Below are 23,178 nucleotides of genomic sequence, written 5' to 3'. Positions count from 1 at the left end.
CAACATTGTTAGTGCTTTAGTGATCATTTCATCGGTATTGTGTTATTCCTGATTAACCAACAAAGAACATCAGGAAATGGAAGATAGAGATAGATAGAAGTCTTTAGATAGAAATCTAATCATTATACCAAAACGATATATTATGCCGCAAGATCAGCATTACAGTTTTTTCCAAAGTGTGGAAAGAAGCTTCGACAAAGCAGCCGCATTTACCAAATGGGACAAAGGTATCCTGGAACAAATCAAAGCGTGTAACGCGGTTTACCAGATCAAATTCCCGGTAAGAATTGGTGAATCAGTGCAGGTGATTGAAGCTTACCGCGTGCAACACTCTCATCACAAACTGCCATGTAAAGGTGGTATCCGTTTCAGTGAAGAGGTAAACCAGGACGAAGTAATGGCGCTCGCATCGCTGATGACCTACAAATGCGCCATCGTAAACGTTCCTTTTGGTGGTGCGAAAGGCGGTATCAAAATCAATCCCCGCAATTACACTCCTTTCCAACTGGAAGCCATCACCCGCCGCTACACTGCCGAATTGGTGAAGAAAAACTTTATCGGCCCAGGCACAGACGTTCCAGCACCAGATTACGGAACGGGCGAAAGAGAAATGAGCTGGATCCTCGATACCTACATGAGTCTCCGCCCCGGTGAAATTGATGGCTACGGCTGCGTTACCGGTAAACCAGTGTCTCAAGGAGGTGTTCGCGGACGTACCGAAGCTACTGGATTGGGTGTTTTCTACGGACTGCGCGAGCTGTGCAACATCAAAGAAGACATGGATAAAATCGGGCTTAAAACCGGTATCGAAGGAAAAAGAGTAGTGGTGCAAGGTATGGGTAACGTAGGCTATCATGCCGCCAAATACTTCCACGAAGCCGGCGCCAAAGTAATCTGCCTGATAGAATGGGACGGCGCTATCTACAACGAAAACGGCCTTAACCCCGACGAAGTACTCCAACACAAAAAAGCTACCGGCTCGATCAACAACTTCCCAGGATCTACTAGCCTCAACAAAAATACAGACGGCCTCGAATTAGATTGTGAAATCCTCATCCCCGCTGCACTGGAAAATGTAATCGACAAACATAACGCTCCTAACGTAAAAGCTAAGATCATCGGTGAAGCTGCTAACGGCCCTTTAACGCCAGAAGCAGACGAAATCCTGAATAAGAAAGGAGTGATCGTTGTTCCTGACATGTTCCTCAATGCAGGTGGTGTAACCGTTTCCTATTTCGAATGGCTCAAAAACCTCAGCCACGTTCGTTACGGACGTCTGGGTAAACGCTTCGATGAAAACATGAATTTCCATATTCTCCAAACCATCGAAGATCTCACCGGTAAAAAAGTATCCGATAAAGAAAGAAAATTCATCGCTCATGGCGCTGATGAGGTGGATCTGGTATATTCCGGCCTGGAAGAAACCATGCACGCCGCCCTCCACGAAGTACGCGATGTAATGCTCAGCAATCCGCAAATCCACGATATGCGTACTGCTGCTTATGTATGCGCTATCAATAAAGTAGGTGCCGCATACGAACAACTCGGTATCTTCCCATAATATAATTATAAGCAGTTTGAAATTTGCTGCCTGTCGCCCCTGCCCATCGGGCAGGGCGACAAAAAAATAAGGAAATGGAGTGACGTTGCAGACGTCACTCCATTTCCTTATTTTTTTGATACAGCTTGTTTTTTCTTTAACAACCTATCTTCGCGACATAAATAACGCACGATTGATCCAAATTCAATTTCCAGAGCCAGACTTCAAAGTGATGAAAGAAGGGGATAAAACCCTGATTTTTGACCGATTTAGAAAGAAATATGTAGTACTAACCCCGGAAGAGTGGGTGAGACAGAATTTCCTGCAATACCTGGTACAGGTGCTGCAATATCCTGCCTCCTTGATTGCCGTGGAAAAAGAGATTTACCTGGGGGAGATGAAGAAACGATTTGATATAGTGGTCTATAACCGCGACGCAAAGCCATGGATGCTGATAGAATGTAAGGAGATGAATGTCCCCCTGGGCCCCCAAACTCTGGAACAGGCGGTACGTTATAAAATGGTCATTCCTGCGGATTACCTGGTGATCACCAACGGTAACCATACCTATTGCTGTACTTACCGCGCGGAAACAGCCGGATGGCACTTCCTGGAAGCATTGCCGGGATATGGTAGCTAATACTTTAACAAGCGGTTAATAGCATCCTCCGCCGAAATTGGGAAAAATGCCTTATATTTGCTTGTCAAAAGGCTATGAAGACAAAAGAAGAAATTGTAGCTAATTGGCTGCCCCGCTACACTGGTGAAAAGTTAGAAAACTTCGGAACACACATCCTCCTCACCAATTTCAGTAATTACCTTACTATGTTTGCCGAATGGAACAACGTGGAAATTGTTGGCATTGGTAAACCTATGCAATGTGCTACTGCTGGTAACATTACCATTATCAACTTTGGTATGGGAAGTCCTGGCGCCGCTACCATCATGGATTTGCTCACTGCTATCAATCCTAAAGCGGTATTGTTCCTTGGAAAATGTGGTGGACTGAAAAAGAAGAACCAACTGGGTGATTTGATCCTCCCAATTGCGGCTATCCGTGGAGAAGGAACCTCTACAGACTACTTCCCACCTGAAGTGCCTGCATTACCAGCATTTGCCCTGCAGAAAGCTATTTCCACTACCATCCGCGATGCCGGCCATGATTACTGGACAGGTACCTGCTATACCACCAACCGTCGTATCTGGGAACATGATGCAGAGTTCAAACAATACCTGGAGAAAATCCGCGCTATGGCCGTAGATATGGAAACTGCCACTATCTTCTCTGTAGGCTTCTTCAACAAAATCCCTACAGGTGCACTGTTGCTGGTGTCTGATCAGCCAATGGTACCAGAGGGTGTGAAAACAGAAGAAAGCGATAAGAAAGTAACGGGTAAGTTTGTGGAAAGACACCTGAAAATAGGTATTGAATCGCTGCAGAAATTAATCGATAGTCACCAGACTGTGAAGCATCTACGCTTCTAAGATTTGTTGTATCTTCCCGCTATGCAATCCACGCGGGCAGAGATAAAAGACCTGAAAGTAACTTTTCGGTCGGACCAAAAAGAAATAACAGCCGTTAAAAGTATCTCCTTTACCATTGGGAAAGGAGAGATGATAGGCGTAGTAGGAGAATCCGGTTCCGGAAAATCCGTTACAGCGCTCTCCCTCATGCAACTGGTACAGGAGCCCGGCAGGATTGAAAGCGGACAGATATTATACTATACTGATGCCGATCCAGTCAATCTTCTCCGGCTCTCTCCTGATGCCGTGCGTGGCTATCGCGGGAATGAAGTGGCTATGGTTTTCCAGGAGCCGATGACTTCCCTGAACCCGCTGTTAACCTGTGGATTCCAGGTGTCAGAAGCAATTCGTCTCCATAAAAATATCTCTCGTCAGGAAGCTGCCGCCAAAACAGTTGCCCTGTTCGAAAAAGTGAAGCTTCCCGATCCGGAAGCGATGTTACACCGATACCCGCACGAATTATCCGGTGGCCAAAAACAACGCGTGATGATCGCTATGGCTATCTCCTGCGAACCTAAACTGCTCATCGCAGATGAGCCTACCACCGCCCTAGACGTTACCGTACAAAAAGCTATCCTGGAATTGCTGAAAGAATTACAGCAACAGATGGATATGAGTGTGCTGTTTATTACCCATGATCTGGGTGTAGTGGCCGAAATTGCCTCCAGGGTAATGGTGATGTACAAAGGGGATATTGTGGAAGAAGGCCCCGTAGCGCAGGTTTTCCATCATCCCGTGCACGCCTATACGAAAGGGTTACTAGCTTGTAGGCCGCCGTTGGATAAGCGACTGACAAGGCTCCCTGTGATCCGGGATTTTATGGATAATACTGGAGGTACAGACACCACTTCTGTGAAATCCTTTGTAAATACGTTGATCATGAGTCCTGTACAGCAGGAAGCTCGCCGGACCCAACTGGCTGCGCAACCACCGATGCTGGAAGTAAAAGGACTTTGTACCTGGTTTCCGCTCAAACGTTCCATCACTGGAAAGGTATTGGAATGGCGGAAAGCGGTGGATGATGTGAGTTTTGACTTGCGAGTGGGAGAAACGCTTGGTCTGGTAGGAGAGTCTGGTTGCGGTAAAACCACGCTTGGTAGGAGTTTATTGAGATTGATAGAACCAACTGGAGGAAGTATTGTTTATAAAGGACAGGATTTGAGGAGTTTGTCGGCCACGGCGATGCGGGCCATGCGGAAAGATATCCAGCTCATCTTCCAGGATCCTTACTCTTCGCTGAACCCCAGAATTCCCGTAGGGAAAGCGCTGTTGGAACCAATGGAGGTACATGGATTGTATGGAGATGCCCAGGGGAGAATGCAAAAGGCATTGGAGTTGTTGGACAAGGTAAACCTGCTCCCAGAACACTTTAACCGGTACCCACATGAGTTTTCCGGTGGACAGCGACAGCGTATCGTTATTGCGAGAGCATTAGCAGTAAATCCTTCCTTTATTATCTGTGATGAATCGGTAGCCGCGCTAGATGTGAGCATACAGGCACAGGTATTGAATCTGCTGATAAGTTTACGGGAAGAATTCGGTTTCAGTTGTATTTTTATCTCTCATGATTTATCGGTGGTGAGGTTTATCAGTGATCGCATGCTGGTGATGCAGAAGGGTCGGATTGTGGAAAGCGGGGATGCAGACCGAATTTATCATCATCCACAGGATCCATACACCCAACAACTGATAGCTGCCATACCTAAAGGAATTTAATGTATAATTTATTGATTCATAGCAACAATTACCATTTTTTGACGAAGTGGAGAAAAATAGGTAACTTTGCGCACTTTAAAAATCTATTCATACCGTAATATGAAACTATCACAGTTTAAATTCGACCTGCCTTTAAATCTCATTGCACAGCATCCTTCCAAAACCAGAGATGAATCACGTTTGATGGTGGTACATCGTGCTACCGGAAAAATTGAGCACAAAGTTTTCAAGGACATCCTGGGTTATTTCAATGACAAGGATGTAATGATTGTGAACAATACGAAGGTATTTCCTGCAAGGTTGTATGGTCGCAAGGAGAAGACAGGCGCAAAAATCGAGGTATTCCTGCTGCGTGAGCTGAACAAGCAAAACCGTCTGTGGGATGTTATTGTGGATCCAGCGCGTAAAATCCGTGTTGGTAATAAACTTTATTTTGGTGACGATGAGTCACTGGTAGCTGAAGTAATTGATAACACTACTTCCAGAGGCCGTACCATTCGCTTCCTCTTCGAAGGCAACGACGATGAGTTCAAGCAAGTTTTGGATACCCTGGGAGAAACGCCGTTACCAAAATACATCAAGCGTAAACCAGAAGAAGAAGATAAAGAGCGTTATCAGACAGTTTATGCAAAGTATGAAGGCGCTGTAGCGGCTCCTACTGCTGGTTTGCACTTCAGCCGTGAGCTGATCAAACGCCTGGAAATCAAAGGTGTTAAATTTGCAGAAGTAACCCTCCACACTGGTTTGGGTACTTTCCGTCCTATTGAAGTAGAAGATCTGAGCAAACACAAAATGGATGCTGAGTATTTCCACATCGATGAACATGCAGTGAAAATTGTAAACAAGGCGAAAGAAGAAAACCGCAGAATCTGCGCTATCGGTACTACTTCCGTACGTGCAGTGGAATCTTCCGTAACTGCTCAAAATCATCTGAAAGCGGCTGAAGGCTGGACAAACACCTTCATCCATCCTCCTTATGATTTCGCAATTCCGAATGCCCTGGTAACCAATTTCCATCTTCCTAAAACCAGTCTGTTGATCATGACTTGCGCATTTGCTGGTTATGACCTGGTAATGGAAGCTTATCAGCAAGCAATCAAAGAGAAATATCGTTTCTTCAGTTATGGTGATGCCATGCTGATTCTCTAATGATAATCATCTTTTCAAATTCCCACCCGCCTCCCGCCGGTGGGAATTTTTTTTGTTAATATCTTACTGTACTTTTCAACTTCATGGAACAGCGAAAAAAAGTTGCCATCATTGTTGCCGGAGGTTCCGGTTCCCGCATGCAGAGCGCCATTCCCAAACAATTCCTGGAACTGGCGGGCAAACCCGTTTTATACCATACCATTGCCGCTTTCGCGAATGCTTTTCCTGATATGAGGATTGTGCTGGTATTACCAGAAGCCCATTTTGAAACCGCTGAAAAGGTATTGACTCATTTCGAAGTGCGTCCGGATATTACGTTGGTAAAGGGTGGGGAGACACGTTTCCATTCGGTACGCAATGGTTTGCAACAAGCAGGAAGCAATGCCGTGGTGTTTGTGCATGACGGTGTAAGACCCTTGGTGTCCACTTCGTTGATCCGTAGGTGTTATGAAGCTGCGTTGAGCCATGGTAGCGCCATTCCAGTCATCGATATGAAAGACAGTATCCGGGAAACCAATGCAATGGGAAACCGTGCAGTAGACCGGGAAAAGTATAAAATTGTTCAGACTCCTCAGACCTTTCTTTCTGAAATCATTTTACCCGCCTTTGATCAGCCTTATGATCCCCTCTTCACCGATGAAGCCACAGTAGCGGAACATATGGGACACTTCGTACACCTGGTGGCAGGAGAGGAGGCCAATATCAAAATCACGCGTCCGCTGGACTTGGTGATAGCTGCGGCTTTGCTGGCAGAGCGCTAATTATTTTGTTGGTTTTACACCGGCGTCAATTGCCTTTTGCACATCTGTTGAATAAATAGCCAATACATAACGGCGTCCAGTTTGTTTGCTGCAATCGGGCGACTGTAACAGGGAATCGGCTGTGGAGCCTTCCAATTCCGTGTTGTATGCGGTATGGATACCTTTATCCTGTAGCCATTTGTCTACCAGGGTAGGCGTTGTATTGACTGCTTTTCCCCAGGGATCATTGCAAGCAGTTTCGTTATAAAGTATACGTTGGAAAGAAGGGCCGGGAGGTGGATCTGTAATGCAGGAGGAAAGAAAGAGAATTGCTGTCAGCCAGTAGCAGGTACGTTTCATGGGAAATTTTTATGTATCTGAAACGGACTGACAGCGGAAATAGTTACTTTATTTAGTCGCCTGTTCTTCGGCGAGGGTCTTATTGATTTTGTGGAGGATTTGATGGGCTACATCTACTGCCATGAGGCCATCTACCGCCGTAACTGCAACTGGTTTGTTTTGCAGGATGCTGTCGCGGAACATTTCCAGTTCCATGCGAATGGCATTTGTTTGTTTGATTTCTGGGTTATCGATGGCGATGGTTTTCTTACCGCTGTTGGTTTCGATATCCAGGGTGAATTTACCTTCATCAGCAGGTGATTTCAGTTTAATGATTTCGGATTTTTTGTCCAGGAAATCAATACCGATATAAGCATCTTTCTGGAAGAGGCGCATTTTGCGCATTTTCTTCAGGGAGATGCGGCTGGAGGTCAGGTTGGCTACGCAACCGTTATGGAATTCGATACGTACGTTTGCAATATCAGGAGTATCGCTCATTACCGCAACACCGCTAGCGGAGATACGGCTGATAGAGGATTTCACGATACTGAGCACGATATCGATATCGTGGATCATGAGATCGAGGATAACGCTTACATCTGTACCGCGAGGGTTGAATTCAGCGAGGCGATGTACCTCAATAAACATGGGATTGAGGTCATAACCTTTGAGGCTCAAGAAGGCTGGGTTGAATCTTTCCACATGACCTACCTGGAATTTGATATTCGCTTCTTCCACCAGTTTTACCAGGGTTTTAGCTTCATCGATGGTATTGGTCATTGGCTTTTCCACAAAAATGTGTTTGCCGTTGCGGATGGCCATTTCACAGAGGTTGAAATGGAGGGTAGTAGGAGCGACGATGTCTATGGCATCTACTGCGAGAATGAGTTCTTCCGCTGATTTGAATCGTGGAATATTATATAAATCCGCGATACTGGCTGCGTTTGCGTCGCTGGGATCGAAGAAGCCTACTACTTCAACGTCTTTCATGGTTACTAACTGAGAAAGGTGGATTTTCCCTAGATGTCCTACCCCGAAGATTCCTATTTTGAGCATATTGGATTTGAATAAATTGATGCGAAAGTAATCACAATTATGCATTTTTAAATCACGCCTTCTTCCACCAGGCTTAAATACCCTGTTTCGGCCACTATGATGTGATCCAGCACCTCTATATCGAAAAGGGCTGCCGCACTTTTGATTTTTTTTGTCACGGAGATATCCGCCTGGCTGGGCCGCAGGCTGCCGCTTGGATGGTTGTGACAGAGGATTATTTTGGTGGCATGTAGATCCAGGGCTTCCCGGAAAATAATCCTGGGATCGGCTACTGTGCTGGACATGCCTCCGCTGCTGACGCATTTGCACTGTAAAACTTTGTTGGCGTGATTGAGGAACATGACATAGAATGATTCGTGGTGCTGATCTGCGAGGAGTGGCTTAAAGAAAAGTGCCGCATCCGAACTGGTTTGAATCACGTTTTTCTGGAGTACGCGGGAAGCCTGCCTGCGCCTGGAGAGTTCCAGGGCGGCTACTATGGTCACGGCTTTGGCAGTGCCCATGCCTTTCAGCTTGCGAAGATCATTCACATTAAGCCTACCTAGTTCGGATAGGTTATCTTTTGCGAGCCGGAGTATTTCTCGGGCTAGATCTACGGCAGATTTTTGCTGATGGCCAGTGTGCAGAAGAATGGCTAGTAGTTCTGCATCACTGAGGGCGGTAGCGCCTTTATCGATGAGCTTTTCACGGGGTTTATCCCCATCGGACCATTTTTTAATGGCCACGTAATTGGTTGGGTTAACATTCACAAACATACCTCTCTGACTTTACTTAAAGATACGATCTCATCCTGGAAGATACGTGTCTCCCTAAACATATTTCTTTATTTACTAGGAGCAGCCTAAAAAGTCTTTTCATTACAATTGCTACGCCTGCGGTAGCAACGGGGCGAAGGGCGGTGACGCTGCACTGTGCTGCACTTTGGGGTCAGCTCCGCATTAAAAAGCATTTGTATAAGTAGTGTGTATTGATATGTTTATGAGATAAGTATGAATTAATTATTTCGTCAATATTAAATTTGTGCGAAAAAATTGCTGCGGGAACTCTCAAAAAATCATAGTTTTGCATCCTCTTTTCCACTAGTATGCAACCTTCAGTAAAAATCTTCACAGGCAACAGTAATCCGGCATTGGCAGAGAAAATCGCCAAGCGCTACGGAAACGGACTTAATGGCCTTGGTAAAGCAAAAATCCAGAAATTCAGTGACGGCGAATTTCAGCCTGTATTCCTGGAAAGTATTCGCGGTGACTATGTTTTCCTGATTCAGGGAACCAATGCTCCTTCTGACAATCTGATGGAGCTGCTCTTGATGATCGACGCAGCTAAGCGTGCATCTGCAGGGTATATTACCGCAGTAATTCCTTATTTCGGCTTCGCTCGTCAGGACAGGAAAGACAAGCCACGTGTGGCTATTGGGTCTAAACTGGTAGCGAATTTGCTGACTTCAGCAGGAGCTAACAGGGTAATTACCATGGACTTACATGCTCCGCAAATCCAGGGATTCTTTGATATTCCGGTGGATCACCTGGATAGCTCTGCGATTTTTATCCCTTACATTGAGCAATTAAAGCTGGAAAATCTTACCTTTGCGTCCCCTGACGTAGGTAGCACCAGTCGTGTACGCGAAATAGCTGCCTATTTCGGCGCCGAAATGGTGATCTGTGATAAACACCGTAAACGTGCCAATGAGATTGCCTCTATGGTTGTTATCGGAGATGTGAAAGACAGGGACATTGTGCTCATTGACGATATCTGTGATACTGCCGGTACGCTTTCCAAAGCTGCCAACCTCCTGAAGGAGAAAGGCGCTAGAAGTGTTCGTGCTTTCTGTACTCACCCTGTATTCAGTGGTAAAGCGTACGAAAACATCGAAAATTCCGTACTGGAAGAAATGGTGGTATGTGATACCATTCCATTGAAGCAGCATAGCCCTAAGATCAAAGTGATCTCTGTGGCAGAACTCTTTGCAGTGGCTATCCGCAACATGCACGAGAATAAATCGATCACCAATCTGTTTATTCATAGCCATCGCAGAGGTGATTAATGAAGTAGTATTTATTTATTCATTTATATAAATTGTTTAAACAATGAAAACAATAACCATCGAAGGACAACTCAGGAGCGAATTCGGTAAAAAAGCCACCCGCGCGATCCGTTCTGAGGAAAAAGTGCCTTGTGTTATTTACGGGGGTGCAGAAACTGTAAACTTTTCAGCTCCTGCCAAAGCTTTCAAAACCCTGGTTTACACTGCTGATTTCCAAATCGCTGAAGTTAAATTGGGCGCTAAAACCTACAAATGCGTAGTGAAAGATCTGCAGTTTGACGTTGTTACAGACGAACTGGCTCACATCGACTTCATGGAACTGGTAGAAGATAAACCAGTTAGCGTGACAATTCCTATCAAATTGGTTGGTCAGTCTGTAGGTGTTAAAGCCGGTGGTAAACTGGTTAGCAAACTGAAAGCACTGAAAGTTAAAACATTGCCTAAGCACCTGGTTGAATCTATCGAAGTAAACATCGAAAACCTGGAACTGAACGGTAACATCCGCGTTGAAGACGTGAAAGTTGAAGGTATCGAAATCACCAACTCTCCACGTATTCCTATCGCGTCTGTAGTTATGACTCGTCAGTTGCGTCAGGAAGAAGCAACTGCTGAAAAAGATGCTAAAAAGAAATAATCTTTTAGGAATATTTTTCAAAAGAGCCCACGCCATCGCGTGGGCTCTTTAATTTTGGAACCAACCCAAGCACCCAATCTTCATCTTCTTTAATTTTATACCTGTTAATTGCATTATGAAGTACTTAATAGCAGGACTGGGAAATATCGGAGCGGAATACCAGCATACCCGTCATAATATCGGATTTGACGTGGCAGATGCCTTTGTGGCCAAACATAATGGCTCCTTTCACAACGACCGACTAGCAGATGTAGCCGAAATCAAATGGAAAGGCAAAATATTTATCGTTATTAAGCCTACCACGTATATGAATCTCAGTGGGAAAGCCATCAAATACTGGATGGATAAGGAAAAGATTTCTATAGAAAATCTGCTGGTGCTCGTAGATGAGCTCGCTCTTCCATTAGATGTGATGCGTCTTCGAGGCAGTGGTAGCGATGCGGGTCATAACGGCCTGAAAAGCATCCAGGATTCCCTGGCCACCAGCCAATATCCAAGGCTCCGGTTTGGCATCGGAAATAACTATCCCAAAGGCCGCCAGGTGGAATTTGTATTGGGTAAATGGAAACACGATGAAATCGCCATCGTACAAGAGAAAATCGAGAAATCCGTAGAAATAATCGAGAGCTTTGCCACGACCGGAATTGCCCGGACTATGAATACTTTTAATAACCTTACTTACCCTTCTGTAAAGTAAATTTGTAAATATGGCAGCTATCTGCTTTATTTAACCTTTAAAAACAAGCGCATTATGAAAATTATTTGCGTAGGTAGAAACTATGCCGACCATGCCAAAGAATTGAAAAATGAAGTACCAACCGAACCGGTGATCTTCATGAAACCGAAAAATGCCTTGCTACAGAATAATCACCCATTCTATTACCCGGAGTTTACCAGCAATCTCCACTATGAATGTGAACTGGTACTCAGAGTGAGCAAGAACGGTAAGCATGTTCAGGAAAAGTTCGCTGATAAGTACTATGACCAGATTTCGGTAGGTATCGACTTCACTGCCCGCGATATCCAGGAAAAGCAAAAAGCCAAAGGGCTGCCTTGGGAAATCGCGAAAGCCTTCGATAACTCTGCTATCGTAGGTAAATTCATACCTATCACGCCAGAAATGGATAAAAAAGATATCAATTTCTGCCTGTATAAGAATAAAACACTGGCCCAGCAAGGAAATACGAAAGATCTACTCTTTTCTTTCGATTATCTCGTTGCCTATATTTCCAAATATTTTACCTTGAACATCGGAGATCTCATCTTCACCGGTACCCCTGCCGGCGTAGGCCCGACTGAAATAGGAGATGGCTTCGAAGCCTTTATTGAGGATGACAGCCTGCTGGAATTTTCTGTGAAATAATTATTGGCCGGGAGGACTGGCTGTCTGCCTAAAACCTCCCGGTTTATACCATCTGCTTATGGTACATTTTCATAAATAGTATCCAGAATACGGGTCAACTCGCTATAATCCTGCTCTGAGAGGCCTTTCCAGCCTACCTTACGCATATCATGCACCATGGGCTTTACATCCTTGTACTTTTCTACACCAGCCGGCGTCAGTTGCAGATAAACCTTACGTCTGTCCACACTATCCGCCTCCCGCTGTACCAGCCCTTTCTTTACCAGTAACTCTATAATCCGGGAAATCGTAGTAATGTCCTTAGAGGTATTACGGGCGAGTTCGTTATGGGTCGTCTTCTTATGCTTGTACAGATTTTCTACTAACAACCATTGGTCCACCGTTATGTCTTTTTGCTTGGCATCAAACTGTTTCTGCCAATAATTGCGCAATTTTTTCAGCGTAGCATCCAGCTTAAAAAAAGATGGATTACTGACGAAAGTATCAGTCATATTCATTAATTTGCATTAGCAACAGTTGTTATAGCAACTATTTTGCTTCTTCCATTTACATCACCAAAACAGTCTTACGTGTTTAAAGATAGTACAAGCGTTTCAACTTTAAAAGCGCCGGCTGAAGGGATCGGGGAGACAGTCACCCAGGAAAACCTGCTGACTGCCTATCGCCTGATGTGTGAAGCCGCCGCCATGGCTGCCGTTTATGAAGCCAATCGCCCCATCTGCAAGTATGTACACTCCACCTCCAGAGGTCATGAAGCCATCCAGATTGCTACCGGTTTACAATTACATCCTTGGGATTATGTAAGTCCTTATTACCGGGACGATAGCATGCTGTTGGCCATGGGGTTTTCGCCATATGAGTTGATGTTGCAGTTGCTCGCCAAAGCGGATGATCCTTTTTCTGGTGGTCGTTCCTACTATTCACATCCTAATAGCAATCGACCAGACAGGCCGCAGATCCCACACCAGAGCAGTGCAACCGGTATGCAGGTCATTCCAGCCACTGGAATGGCGCAAGGGCTGCAATACCTAGCACAGATACAATCGAAGCTGCTGAAAACAGGCCCGGATGGCGAAATGCCAGTAGTGGTGTGCTCTCTCGGCGACAGCAGTGTAACGGAAGGAGAAGTGAGTGAAGCTTTACAATTTGCCGTGCTGAAAGAACTGCCCATCATTTACCTGGTACAGGATAATGAATGGGGCATTTCTGTGACTGCTCCTGAAGCCCGTGCAATGGATGCATATGAATATGCTGCCGGTTTTAAAGGACTGGAACGCATGCGGGTGGATGGTAGTGATTATGACGCTGCTTGGCATGGTATGGCCGCGGCTATCAGTTATGTACGTCATGAACGTAAACCGATACTGGTACAGGCTTCTGTGCCATTGCTTGGTCACCATACTTCTGGCGTCAGAAAGGAATGGTACCGCGATGCCGCAGACCTGGAGAAACATGCGAAGAATGACCCAATGCCTAAACTGAAAAGTTTACTCCTGCGCAAAGGCGTTCAGGAAGAGGCATTACATGAAATCGAAACTAACGCGAACGAATATATTATTAAATCTTTCCAGGAAGCCGCTGCTGCTGCTGAACCTTCGCCGGAAACAGTGGCGCAGCATGTATTTGCGCCTACTCCCGTGACGGCAGAAAAAGGGGAACGTACCCCTGCTGGCGGAGCTAAAGTGGTGATGGTGGATGCTGCTTTGCATGCTATTGAAGAGATCATGCAACAATATCCGGAAGCGATCCTCTTTGGTCAGGACGTAGGACGTCGATTAGGCGGCGTTTTCCGCGAAGCCGCTACCCTTGGGGATAAATTCGGTGATCATCGCGTATATAATACCGCGATTCAAGAAGCGTATATTATTGGGTCTACAGCAGGACTTTCCGCGGTGGGCGTAAAACCTATTGTGGAAGTACAGTTTGCCGACTATATATATCCTGGTTTCAACCAATTGGTAACAGAGATTTCTAAATCCTGCTATCTAACGCAAGGGAAATATCCCGTACAGACGCTGGTACGCGTGCCTATTGGCGCTTATGGTGGGGGAGGCCCTTATCATAGCGGTAGTGTGGAATCTACCTTGTTATCCATTAAAGGGATTAAAGTAGTGTATCCATCCAATGCTGCGGATATGAAAGGCTTGCTGAAAGCGGCATTCCTGGACCCTAATCCGGTAGTAATGCTGGAACATAAAGGTCTTTATTGGAGCAAAGTACCGGGAACACAAGATGCGATGACTATTGAGCCCGCAGCCGATTATATACTGCCATTGGGTAAGGCTGCCATTGTGCAACAAGCGCATCCGAAGGATGTAGCCATGGGTAATTCCATTTGCGTTATCACCTACGGAATGGGCGTTTACTGGGCGAAAGCCGCTGCTAAAGCCTTCGAAGGTAATGTGGAAATCATTGATCTGCGTACCCTGTTTCCATTGGATGAAGCATTGATTTTTGAAACTGTCAAGAAACATGGTAAATGCCTGTTGCTGACAGAAGAACAACTAAATAATTCATTCACGCAATCACTGGCTGGTCGTATACAGAAGGTCTGCTTCCGTGAATTGGATGCACCGGTATATATGTTGGGCGCTATGGACTTGCCGGCAGTACCATTGAATATGGGACTGGAAGCGGCTATGCTACCTAATCCTGATAAAGTAACTGCCATGATGCAGGAATTATTGAATTACTAACAGGCTTGCCGTTGATGGATATTTACAGGTGTTTCCCCGCGGGGAAACACCTTTTTTGGGTTAAAGTTTGAACACATCTCCCAGTAGCTGATTTACTGCCACGTGGATATCTTCTTCCTCGATTTTTCTGTTCAAAATAATGACAACCGCTCTTTTGGTATCCGGACAGAAATACAGTAGTGAACTACCTCCAGGTAAATCCCCGCTATGTCCAAAAATATCACTGGTACCTAATTTATAGTGCTGCATGAATAGTCCCTGGGTTGGTGCTACATCAGGAAATGGCACCTTTTTCATAAGATCCAGGGATTGGGGACTTATCAACTGCTTTCCAGAAGCCATACCATTGTTAATGAGCATCCTCGCGAAAGCGGCCAGGTCTGTCAGGTTACTGTGTAATCCTCCACTGCAATAATCCACCATGCTATACTTGCCCGTAGGCATCAGCGTAGTGGTATAGTAATATGGCATGGCGAAGGGCTGTGAGCTGAAATCCCGCAGATGCCAGACTAGTGTGTGGGTACTGAGCGGCGTGAAGAATGCGCTGGTGGAGTAAGTATCAAAACTTTCTCCGGATACCTGCTCTACAATACAGGCTGCCAGGGCCGCTCCTATATTGCTATAAGAGTATATAGCACCTTTACTGTCGTCCATAAAGGTGACTGGGTTATAGAACTGTCCTTCAGGTGTTAGCATGTTTTTTACATATTCTTTCAACGCCATAGGATTGTCTTGGTCCATGGTTAGAAATCCTTCCGTTAAAAGGTCTCTTTCATAGATGGTATCCCTGATGCCGGAAGTATGTGTCAGCAAGTGTTTTAGCGTGATTTTTTTGCCTGGATTGTTGGGGTTAACGACTTTAAAAGGTAGGTAATCATTGATATTGGCATCCAGATTTAGTTTTCCTTCTTCCTGCAATTTTAATACACTTAGTCCCACTATTGTTTTTGCAATGGACCCGAGTTTAAAGACAGTTTTTTCGGTTACAGGTTCTTTCTTTTCCATATCCGCCATCCCATTGGTTTTGCTCCAGAGGATACCATCTGTGCCTACTAAGGCAACAGCCATACCTGGGACCTTCAGGTCATTTACGATCCTCTCCATTTGATTTTCGACGGATACTGTGTTAAAGGCTGTTGCTTCTTTTTTGTTTTTCCTGCAAGCGCTGCAAAGAAGGACCACCGAGAGCAGTCCGATAAAATAGTACTTCATGCTTTTTTTCATAAAAGAAGCGGGAATTCCGCCTGCTATATGGATTTTTATACCAACCAGGGGATAATTGTCTACCAACTCTTATAGTGTGCGGATAAGTTGGACATAGGGGTAAGGATCACCCGGAAGCGTAATATTGGTAGACGAAATGATGAGGTTTGTGGCATCGGCATAAAGATTCGTAGGCTAATTATTCTATTACAGATGGTGAATGGTGGAGATTTAACCATAGGAATGTACTTCCTGCAAAAGTGCCGGCGAGTAGCAGTAAAAGGATGCTGGCATATATTGCCGGCTGCCTTTTTTTACCTGATTATCGATATGAAGGAATATCAGCCTGCCTGGCAGCCTTTAATGCGTGCGATTGCCCTGTTATTTCTGCTGGTAGTGCCTTATACGAATATCTACTATTTTATTCCGTCATTATTGTTGAAGGCCAGGTATAAGGCGTATATCGTGTCTTCCTGTATCCTTTTCACCTGGCTATTTTTGTTAACCATTTGGACAAGGTCCTGGTTTGTGCCCCTAATGAAATCAGAGATTACCTTTATTTCTTATACCGTAAAAGACGTGTTGGTATTTTATATACTGATGGTTTTTTTACTGGCAGCTTCTACTGCTGTCAGCTTGTTGGGGCAGTGGCTGGAAAACCATTATTATAGAGCAGCATATTTAAAAACGGAACTGGAGAATTTAAAAAAACAGTTGTCCCCTCATTTCCTGTTTAACACGCTCAATAACCTGGATGTATTGATATATACAGATCAGCATCAGGCATCGGAAGTGGTACATAGATTATCAGGTCTGCTGCGCTATCAGTTATACCTGACCAGTAATAAAATGATTCCCTTACAACAGGAGATTACGATGGTACAAGATTTCCTGTTTCTTGAAAAACTGCGACATGATAAGCTGGATATCACTTTTGAGGTAGAAGGCTCGATGGAAAATATCGAGGTACCTCCGTTGTTGTTGCTGCCTTTTGTAGAAAATGCCGTTAAGCATAATGATTATGAGAGACAGCCAACCATCCGGTTGCAGTTGTTTATGGAGGCAAGGCGGTTGATATTTCGTTGTGTAAACGCTGTAGGGGCGGCCCAGGGAAGCTATAAAGGCGGAAGTGGACTGAAAAACATTTGCAGGCGACTGGAGATATTATATCCGTCAAATCATGCTATTTCCATTTCGGAAAGCAGTACACAATTTTCTGTGGAAATAACCTTACATATATGAACTGTATAGTAATAGATGATGAGCCACTTGCTAGAGAAAAGATCCGGATGTTGGTGGAAAAGGATGTGACCTTGCAATTACTGGGCTGTTTTGACAGTCCTATAAAGGCAGTTGGTTTCCTGGAGTTGAATCAAGTAGACTTGATTTTTTTGGATATTCGGATGCATGGTATGAGTGGATTGGACTTTGCGCGCACCTATCAGGGGGAGGCATTGGTGATCTTTACGTCAGCCCATGCAGCATATGCGCTGGAAAGTTATGATGTGCGTGCAATCGACTTCCTGGTAAAGCCTATTCACCCTTTACGTTTTGTGCAGGCCGTTCAAAAAGCCCTGGAATATGTGGATTTAAAGCGGCAGTACAAGCGCCAGGCGAATGAAAAACAGGATTATTTCTTTGTACGTGCAGACCGGCGACTGCATCGCATTTCTTTCCAGGAATGTTTATATGTAGAAGGAATCAGAGATTATTGTGTATTACATCTGATTGACCGGAAGATAATGCCGGCGCTAAATCTGAAAACGATACAGGAGTATCTTCCTTCGGATATGTTTTTGAGAATCAGCAAGTCTGTAATCGTCAATATCAGACATGTGAAGAGTTTGACGCATCATGATGTGCAGGTGGGTGAAATGGAGCTGGGTATAGGTAATGCTTATCGGGAACAGGTATTTGCAAATTTTGTGACAAATAATTTGGTAGGTAGATAAGCTGGATAATCAGTTCGGCATAGTTCCTGTTGCTATTCGGCAAATTCGCCTGCATGCACAATATCAAAGACCTGGATATTAAACAACTCATCCCCATTTTTGATGAAACCCAGAATCCTGATGCCCGTGAAATCCTGACAGCATTGATGTTAGACGCGCCTCCCTCGCTTCCGCAAGTGCATGCCAAGCAGCAAATTATTCAAACCATTATTCATAACGGTTACCACTATACGAAAATGAATTATGCGAGTGCTGATTATGGAGAGGTTACCTCATTCCTGCGTCGGTTTATGGAGATGGAGATCAGTGATGCAGCAGACTGGATCGGCAAGATTACCAATTACAAACAGCATAAAAATGATCAATACTGGCTGGCAGGAGGGTTGCGACAAACAGTTAGTTTGTTGGATAATATCCACCGGTATTTTAATCATATACAACCAGAAGTGTTTGATGGGGAGATGGCCGACTCGCTGAAACAACTGAAAGCCATGTTGGAAAAGCTGGCGCCTGCGCATTGGGTGGGACTTTCGAGTGGTGCTGGTTTTTCCGCAGCAGCACAGCGTAAGCTGGTGAAGTTATTACAAAAGGAAATAACTGGTGAAGAATGGAAGCAATTCTGGCAAACCGTTAATACCTATGAAGCCTGGTTGTCTATTGCTAGGAGTACGGTACGACTCAAACTGGTGTTTCCGGAGTTTGTAGAAGAGGGCATATTATTGGAAGACTGCTACCACTTGCAGTTGAAGCATCCTATCAAGAATACGCTGGAGAGCAATGGTAGGGTGTTGTTGCTGACTGGCCCTAATATGTCTGGGAAGTCCACCCTGTTGAAAACCCTAGGAGGATGTGTATTTCTCGCGCATGCAGGAATGCCTGTACCGGCGTCGCGGTGTCGATTGCCTTTTTTTGATGAGATCAGTGTCGTGATACAGTTGACAGATGATTTGAAAAGTGGATACAGTCACTTTATGATGGAGGTAAAGCACCTGAAACATACGCTGGAGCGGGCTACGGAGGGAGCAAATTGTTTTGCCATTTTTGATGAGCTATTTCGGGGTACTAATGTGGATGATGCAACAGATATTTCCAGACAGACTATTGCTGGGTTGTTAACTTATCCGAAAGGCTTCTTTGTTATTTCCACACATTTACATCAACTAGAAGAATTATTGCCTGTGGATAGTAGGCTAGTGGCTAGTTACATGGATTGTTCCATGGAAAATGGTATTCCGCGTTTCTTATATCAGTTGCGCCCGGGATGGGGGAAATTAAAAATCGGTCGGATAATATTCGAGCAAGAAGGATTACCTGCATTATTACACCAGTGGAAAACTTTAACTTAATTCCTAGGAGATGTTGGATTAACGGTGAATATATCACCAGCGGAAAAAAAAGTTGCAAAAACGTTTTAGTTATTGGGAAATATTGCTATTTTTATCGAGCATAAAGCTAAAATGTGAGCCCGGTTTCTGTATTTGTTTGCCAATAGCCATCATCAGAAAATTCAAAGAAAACCTACTGCATAACGGAAAGAAGAACCAGAATAGATAAGCGGATACGATTATAATTCCACGACATGCTGTAAAACTGAAAACTTTAAAATCTTTCTAACTTATGTAAAATTATTTCCACTGACGTTTCCTGGTATATTCATTATGCTAAATCGATTTTGTAAAGGGTTGTAGCACCGTTTTGCAAAAATCGGATACAACCGCCTATGCCGGAAAAACAGCAAATATTTTTGCAGCGTAATGCTTAATAAGAATTGGAGGAGGCCCAGGTTATTTTTCCACGTAAGGCACCAGGTCTTTTCTCCAAGAGTGATTCAATTCCATTATCAATCAGTAAATCTCATGTAAACCTTAAACATTTATTGTACGCTAACTAAGATGGCTATACGAAAACTATAGTAGTCATCTTCCTTTGTACGCTTTCAGTACAAACGGCTTCCTTATTCCCAAAACTTCATCACCGCTATGCTGGGATGACTGGAAGTCTTTTGCTTAATCGATTTAGCAATTGCTGTAACAAAACCAAAAAAATCTAATGTATGAAGAACAGACTGACACTTCGGATGCGGACAGCTCTGCTCAGCACGATTATGCTGTTGGCAGCCCTGGTTGCATTTTCGCAGTCAAAAAAAATCACCGGGCGCGTCTTCGACGGAAGGGATAACACCCCACTGCCCGGCGTAACCGTTCAAGTAAAAGGAACTAGTGTCGGCACACAAACTGCTTCAGATGGCCGTTATTCCATCGAAGCCAAACCAGGTGTCGTATTGGTATTCTCTTTCGTTGGCTACACACCGCAGGAAAAACCTGTTAGTATCAATTTTAATTTCAATTTAGATTTCAACATGTCCCTCACCACCGATACCAAGTCCCTCCAAGACGTGGTGGTAATCGGATATGGTACTACCAAAAGGTCCGACCTGACAGGCTCCGTAGCATCTGTGCGCGCAGCCCAATTACAGGAAAGACCCGCCCCTTCCCTCAACCAGGCCCTCAGCGGCCGTATACCTGGTGTTCAAGTGAATACCAACTCCGGTCGGCCAGGTGGTCAGACCCGCGTACGTATCCGCGGTTTCAGCTCCATCAATTCATCCAATAACCCATTATATGTAGTGGATGGCGTTGTACTGCCAATGGGTACGCAAACCCAAAGCAGCAATGCGATCGACTTCATTAACCCAAGCGATATTGAATCCGTGGAAGTAATGAAAGATGCTTCGGCTACCGCCATCTATGGTGCTCGTGGCGCCAACGGCGTTATCCTCATTACTACCAAAAAAGGTACTGCCACTGGCGGACGCGTTACCTACGATGCATACGCAGGTATGAACACGCCCGGCCCACACCGTGTTCAAATGCTGAATAGCAAAGAATATATGCAAGTGGAAGACCTGGCATGGAAAAACGCGGAAATATATGATCCAGCAGGCTGGGCACGAGGCGACTATGTTTCTAAAAACCCTGCCCTCAAAAGAACGGATCCTAACCTCTTCGATAAAAATGGTCAGCCATACTATGATACCGATTGGTTCAAAGAATCCATCCAACATAAGCTCTCCCAGAACCACCAGTTGGGCTTTACCGGCGGTAATGCGGAGTCGCAGTACGGCCTCTTCCTCGGTTACCTCGATGATGAAGGCTTACTCCTGAATTCCTACCTGAAACGTTATTCCGCTAGGTTTACCATCGATTCTAAAGTGAAAGAATGGTTACGCGTAGGTGGTACCCTTTCCTATAACAACCAGGAAGAAAACCTCGTGGACATTGGTACTGGCGGATTGAACTCTGTTCGTATGATTACGGAAGCGCTGCCTTTCCTGCCGGTTAAACTGAAAGATGGCACCTGGACGAATAATAAAATGTATCCTGGCGCGGAAGGTGGTTCCAACCCTGTTCAAATCCTGACAGACAGAAAATATATCCTGAATACCCAGAACCTCCTCGGAGATGTATATGCTGAACTGCAACTGGCTAAAGGACTTACTTTTAAGAGCGTACTCGGTACCAATATCGTTACCCGTGGCCGCAATGAGTGGAATGGTCGCTCCCTGCTGGACATCTCCGCTAGTCAAAAAGGGATTGCCATTGATGCCAATGATCGCGAAAGCTATTGGTCGTTCGAAAACTACATGACCTATAATAAGCGTTTCAACGAGAAACACAGCTTCACCGGCATGGTGGGTCTCTCCTGGCAGGAAACCAATACTTTCGGCTTCAACGCGAGAGCAGAGAACTTCTCCACGGATTACTTTGAAAACAATAACCTCGGTGCTGGTTCCAATATTCCTGCCAGTGGTGTGGGTTCTTCCCGCTCCAGGTTTGCTTTTAACTCCTATTTCGCAAGGTTGAACTATGGATATAAAGACAGATACCTGGTGACGTTTACAGGTCGTGCTGACGGTTCTTCTAAATTCGGGGAGAATAAAAAATACTCCATCTTCCCGTCTGCAGCCCTTGCCTGGAGAGCAACAGAGGAACCATTCCTGAAAGGAAACAAGGTGTTGTCAAACCTGAAACTCCGTACCAGCTATGGTCTTACCGGTAACTCTGAAATTGCTGCTTACTCTTCTCTAGCATCCCTGGCTGCTAGCGGCACGTATGCGGCAGTGATCAATGGGGCTAAAGTACAAGGGATAGGTACTAATCGCCTCGCCAATGAAGATTTGCATTGGGAAAGAACGGCGCAATATGATGCCGGTGCTGAAATTGGTTTCCTGAAAAACAGGATTAACCTGGAAGTGGATTACTATTATCGTCGTACGAACGATATGCTCCTAGATGCACCCGTACCTACCAGTTCCGGCTATACGACGATTAAAAAGAATATCGGTAGCATGGAAAACAAAGGGTTTGAAATTGGTTTGAATGCAACAGCGATAGATGCGAAGAACTTTACCTGGAACAGTGCTTTCAACATTTCTTTCAACAGAAATAAGGTATTGTCGCTCGCCACTCCTGCGGATATCTTCGGTGTGGGTGGACCTAACTTTACTAACCAGACGAACATTATTCGTGTAGGCGAGCCCGTAGGTTCATTCTGGGGCCTCGTACGCCTGGGAACCTGGAGTACTGCGGAAGCAGCAGAAGCCGCTAAATTCACGGATTACCGAGGTGGTAAGCCGATTTTACCGGGAGACATCAAGTACTTGGATGTAAATGGCGACCACGCCATCAATGATGCGGACCGTCAGATCATCGGTAACGGAAACCCGAAAGGATGGGGCGCTTTCATCAACAATTTCAGATATAAAAATTGGGAACTGTCTATTGACCTGCAATTTATGTATGGTAACGATGTACTCAACATGACACATCACTCTGGTGAAGACCGTACCGGCTTGGCCAACAGCTTTAAATCCGTATTGGATTACTGGACGCCAACACATCAAAATACCATGATTGCTGCGCCACGTAACCCATCTGCGGGATATGTAACGAATGTGGATACACGCTGGGTAGAAAATGGTTCTTTCCTCCGCGGTAGAAACCTGTTACTGGGATATGCATTCCCTGCGGAAACCGTACAGAAAATGCACCTGTCCAGACTCCGTATCTATGGCTCTGTACAGAACTTCTTCCTGAAAACTAAGTTTAGTGGCAATGATCCGGAAGTAACTACCTATGGCGATGTATTTGCCCAGGGACAGACTTTCTTCGACTATCCGAAGCCTACTACTTACACTTTCGGACTTAATGTGGCATTCTAAA

General features: G+C 45.0%; 20 protein-coding genes. 15 read left to right on the top strand and 5 right to left on the bottom strand.

Going from position 1 to position 23,178, the window contains the following annotated elements; translation table 11 throughout:
* The first annotated feature begins 142 nt into the window (after positions 1 to 142).
* The 6 genes from JO154_RS15475 (at position 143) to JO154_RS15450 (ending at position 6,690) form a co-directional block, all read left to right on the top strand.
* Positions 143 to 1,561 carry a Glu/Leu/Phe/Val dehydrogenase gene (locus tag JO154_RS15475; RefSeq protein WP_291947072.1) on the top strand — a complete coding sequence of 473 codons (1,419 nt, stop codon included), beginning with the start codon at positions 143 to 145 and terminating at the stop codon, positions 1,559 to 1,561.
* A gap of 172 nt (positions 1,562 to 1,733) precedes the next feature.
* Positions 1,734 to 2,180, top strand: a complete 447-nt coding sequence (locus JO154_RS15470; protein WP_291947070.1) for a type I restriction enzyme HsdR N-terminal domain-containing protein — start codon at positions 1,734 to 1,736, stop codon at positions 2,178 to 2,180.
* 74 nt (positions 2,181 to 2,254) lie between these two features.
* Positions 2,255 to 3,025 (top strand): AMP nucleosidase, encoded by a 771-nt coding sequence (locus JO154_RS15465; protein ID WP_291947067.1) that lies wholly within the window; start codon positions 2,255 to 2,257, stop codon positions 3,023 to 3,025.
* Positions 3,026 to 3,046: 21 nt separating this feature from the next.
* On the top strand, positions 3,047 to 4,780 hold the full coding sequence (locus JO154_RS15460) for an ABC transporter ATP-binding protein (protein WP_291947064.1): 1,734 nt from the start codon (positions 3,047 to 3,049) through the stop codon (positions 4,778 to 4,780).
* 99 nt (positions 4,781 to 4,879) lie between these two features.
* Complete coding sequence (gene queA, locus JO154_RS15455; protein ID WP_291947062.1) at positions 4,880 to 5,929, top strand: tRNA preQ1(34) S-adenosylmethionine ribosyltransferase-isomerase QueA; 1,050 nt, start codon at positions 4,880 to 4,882, stop codon at positions 5,927 to 5,929.
* Positions 5,930 to 6,012: 83 nt separating this feature from the next.
* Positions 6,013 to 6,690 carry a 2-C-methyl-D-erythritol 4-phosphate cytidylyltransferase gene (locus JO154_RS15450; protein ID WP_291947061.1) on the top strand — a complete coding sequence of 226 codons (678 nt, stop codon included), beginning with the start codon at positions 6,013 to 6,015 and terminating at the stop codon, positions 6,688 to 6,690.
* On the opposite strand, the gene JO154_RS15445 is transcribed toward JO154_RS15450, so the two are convergent.
* From JO154_RS15445 to radC, 3 genes are read right to left on the bottom strand one after another with little or no spacing between them, the layout of a single operon-like run.
* Complete coding sequence (locus tag JO154_RS15445) at positions 6,691 to 7,029, bottom strand: hypothetical protein (protein ID WP_291947060.1); 339 nt, start codon at positions 7,027 to 7,029, stop codon at positions 6,691 to 6,693.
* Positions 7,030 to 7,077: 48 nt separating this feature from the next.
* A complete protein-coding gene (locus JO154_RS15440; protein ID WP_291947058.1) occupies positions 7,078 to 8,064 on the bottom strand; it encodes a Gfo/Idh/MocA family oxidoreductase in 987 nt (328 codons plus the stop codon).
* Positions 8,065 to 8,111: 47 nt separating this feature from the next.
* Positions 8,112 to 8,819, bottom strand: coding sequence for a DNA repair protein RadC (gene radC / locus JO154_RS15435; RefSeq protein WP_291947056.1), 708 nt, complete (start codon positions 8,817 to 8,819; stop codon positions 8,112 to 8,114).
* 329 nt (positions 8,820 to 9,148) lie between these two features.
* Here radC and JO154_RS15430 point away from each other — a divergent pair, with 329 nt between their 5' ends.
* The 4 genes from JO154_RS15430 (at position 9,149) to JO154_RS15415 (ending at position 12,105) form a co-directional block, all read left to right on the top strand.
* Complete coding sequence (locus tag JO154_RS15430) at positions 9,149 to 10,108, top strand: ribose-phosphate pyrophosphokinase (protein ID WP_291947054.1); 960 nt, start codon at positions 9,149 to 9,151, stop codon at positions 10,106 to 10,108.
* A gap of 43 nt (positions 10,109 to 10,151) precedes the next feature.
* Positions 10,152 to 10,742: a 50S ribosomal protein L25 gene (locus JO154_RS15425; protein WP_291947052.1), complete on the top strand. Its 591-nt coding sequence runs from the start codon at positions 10,152 to 10,154 to the stop codon at positions 10,740 to 10,742.
* Between the two features lie 115 nt (positions 10,743 to 10,857).
* A complete protein-coding gene (gene pth / locus JO154_RS15420) occupies positions 10,858 to 11,439 on the top strand; it encodes an aminoacyl-tRNA hydrolase (RefSeq protein WP_291947050.1) in 582 nt (193 codons plus the stop codon).
* Between the two features lie 54 nt (positions 11,440 to 11,493).
* Positions 11,494 to 12,105 carry a fumarylacetoacetate hydrolase family protein gene (locus JO154_RS15415; RefSeq protein WP_291947047.1) on the top strand — a complete coding sequence of 204 codons (612 nt, stop codon included), beginning with the start codon at positions 11,494 to 11,496 and terminating at the stop codon, positions 12,103 to 12,105.
* A 56-nt stretch (positions 12,106 to 12,161) separates the two neighbouring features.
* On the opposite strand, the gene JO154_RS15410 is transcribed toward JO154_RS15415, so the two are convergent.
* Positions 12,162 to 12,596 (bottom strand): MarR family winged helix-turn-helix transcriptional regulator, encoded by a 435-nt coding sequence (locus JO154_RS15410; protein WP_291947044.1) that lies wholly within the window; start codon positions 12,594 to 12,596, stop codon positions 12,162 to 12,164.
* A gap of 78 nt (positions 12,597 to 12,674) precedes the next feature.
* Between JO154_RS15410 and JO154_RS15405 the strand changes: the two genes are divergently transcribed.
* On the top strand, positions 12,675 to 14,801 hold the full coding sequence (locus JO154_RS15405) for a thiamine pyrophosphate-dependent enzyme (protein WP_291947042.1): 2,127 nt from the start codon (positions 12,675 to 12,677) through the stop codon (positions 14,799 to 14,801).
* Positions 14,802 to 14,861: 60 nt separating this feature from the next.
* Here JO154_RS15405 and JO154_RS15400 read toward each other — a convergent pair whose 3' ends face one another.
* Positions 14,862 to 15,905, bottom strand: a complete 1,044-nt coding sequence (locus tag JO154_RS15400) for a serine hydrolase (RefSeq protein WP_291947039.1) — start codon at positions 15,903 to 15,905, stop codon at positions 14,862 to 14,864.
* A 429-nt stretch (positions 15,906 to 16,334) separates the two neighbouring features.
* On the opposite strand from JO154_RS15400, the gene JO154_RS15395 reads away from it, so the two are divergent.
* From JO154_RS15395 to JO154_RS15380, 4 genes are all read left to right on the top strand, one after another.
* Positions 16,335 to 17,246 carry a histidine kinase gene (locus JO154_RS15395; RefSeq protein WP_291947037.1) on the top strand — a complete coding sequence of 304 codons (912 nt, stop codon included), beginning with the start codon at positions 16,335 to 16,337 and terminating at the stop codon, positions 17,244 to 17,246.
* A complete protein-coding gene (locus tag JO154_RS15390) occupies positions 17,243 to 17,956 on the top strand; it encodes a LytTR family DNA-binding domain-containing protein (RefSeq protein WP_291947035.1) in 714 nt (237 codons plus the stop codon). Before JO154_RS15395 ends, JO154_RS15390 begins: the two co-directional genes overlap by 4 nt.
* A gap of 53 nt (positions 17,957 to 18,009) precedes the next feature.
* The gene (locus JO154_RS15385; RefSeq protein ID WP_291947033.1) at positions 18,010 to 19,302 is read left to right on the top strand and encodes a hypothetical protein; all 1,293 of its coding nucleotides are present in this window, start codon (positions 18,010 to 18,012) and stop codon (positions 19,300 to 19,302) included.
* Between the two features lie 707 nt (positions 19,303 to 20,009).
* Positions 20,010 to 23,177, top strand: coding sequence for a TonB-dependent receptor (locus tag JO154_RS15380; protein ID WP_291947031.1), 3,168 nt, complete (start codon positions 20,010 to 20,012; stop codon positions 23,175 to 23,177).
* Position 23,178: the final 1 nt, after the last annotated feature.

This window comes from Chitinophaga sp. (genome assembly GCF_019236475.1).
Lineage (GTDB): Bacteria > Bacteroidota > Bacteroidia > Chitinophagales > Chitinophagaceae > Chitinophaga.
Note: the sequence above shows the minus strand (reverse complement) of the source record. Positions and strands in the feature narration are given on the sequence as shown.

Excerpts from the sequence above, each read along its gene's own strand:
- JO154_RS15475 (WP_291947072.1), top strand. The coding sequence starts at position 143 with ATGCCGCAAGATCAGCATTACAGTTTTTTCCAAAGTGTGGAAAGAAGC.
- JO154_RS15430 (WP_291947054.1), top strand. The coding sequence starts at position 9,149 with ATGCAACCTTCAGTAAAAATCTTCACAGGCAACAGTAATCCGGCATTG.
- JO154_RS15440 (WP_291947058.1), bottom strand. The coding sequence starts at position 8,064 with ATGCTCAAAATAGGAATCTTCGGGGTAGGACATCTAGGGAAAATCCAC.
- JO154_RS15390 (WP_291947035.1), top strand. The coding sequence starts at position 17,243 with ATGAACTGTATAGTAATAGATGATGAGCCACTTGCTAGAGAAAAGATC.
- radC (WP_291947056.1), bottom strand. The coding sequence starts at position 8,819 with ATGTTTGTGAATGTTAACCCAACCAATTACGTGGCCATTAAAAAATGG.
- JO154_RS15410 (WP_291947044.1), bottom strand. The coding sequence starts at position 12,596 with ATGACTGATACTTTCGTCAGTAATCCATCTTTTTTTAAGCTGGATGCT.
- JO154_RS15450 (WP_291947061.1), top strand. The coding sequence starts at position 6,013 with ATGGAACAGCGAAAAAAAGTTGCCATCATTGTTGCCGGAGGTTCCGGT.
- pth (WP_291947050.1), top strand. The coding sequence starts at position 10,858 with ATGAAGTACTTAATAGCAGGACTGGGAAATATCGGAGCGGAATACCAG.
- JO154_RS15400 (WP_291947039.1), bottom strand. The coding sequence starts at position 15,905 with ATGGAGAGGATCGTAAATGACCTGAAGGTCCCAGGTATGGCTGTTGCC.
- JO154_RS15460 (WP_291947064.1), top strand. The coding sequence starts at position 3,047 with ATGCAATCCACGCGGGCAGAGATAAAAGACCTGAAAGTAACTTTTCGG.
- queA (WP_291947062.1), top strand. The coding sequence starts at position 4,880 with ATGAAACTATCACAGTTTAAATTCGACCTGCCTTTAAATCTCATTGCA.
- JO154_RS15425 (WP_291947052.1), top strand. The coding sequence starts at position 10,152 with ATGAAAACAATAACCATCGAAGGACAACTCAGGAGCGAATTCGGTAAA.
- JO154_RS15465 (WP_291947067.1), top strand. The coding sequence starts at position 2,255 with ATGAAGACAAAAGAAGAAATTGTAGCTAATTGGCTGCCCCGCTACACT.
- JO154_RS15385 (WP_291947033.1), top strand. The coding sequence starts at position 18,010 with ATGCACAATATCAAAGACCTGGATATTAAACAACTCATCCCCATTTTT.
- JO154_RS15415 (WP_291947047.1), top strand. The coding sequence starts at position 11,494 with ATGAAAATTATTTGCGTAGGTAGAAACTATGCCGACCATGCCAAAGAA.
- JO154_RS15395 (WP_291947037.1), top strand. The coding sequence starts at position 16,335 with ATGAAGGAATATCAGCCTGCCTGGCAGCCTTTAATGCGTGCGATTGCC.
- JO154_RS15445 (WP_291947060.1), bottom strand. The coding sequence starts at position 7,029 with ATGAAACGTACCTGCTACTGGCTGACAGCAATTCTCTTTCTTTCCTCC.
- JO154_RS15380 (WP_291947031.1), top strand. The coding sequence starts at position 20,010 with ATGAAGAACAGACTGACACTTCGGATGCGGACAGCTCTGCTCAGCACG.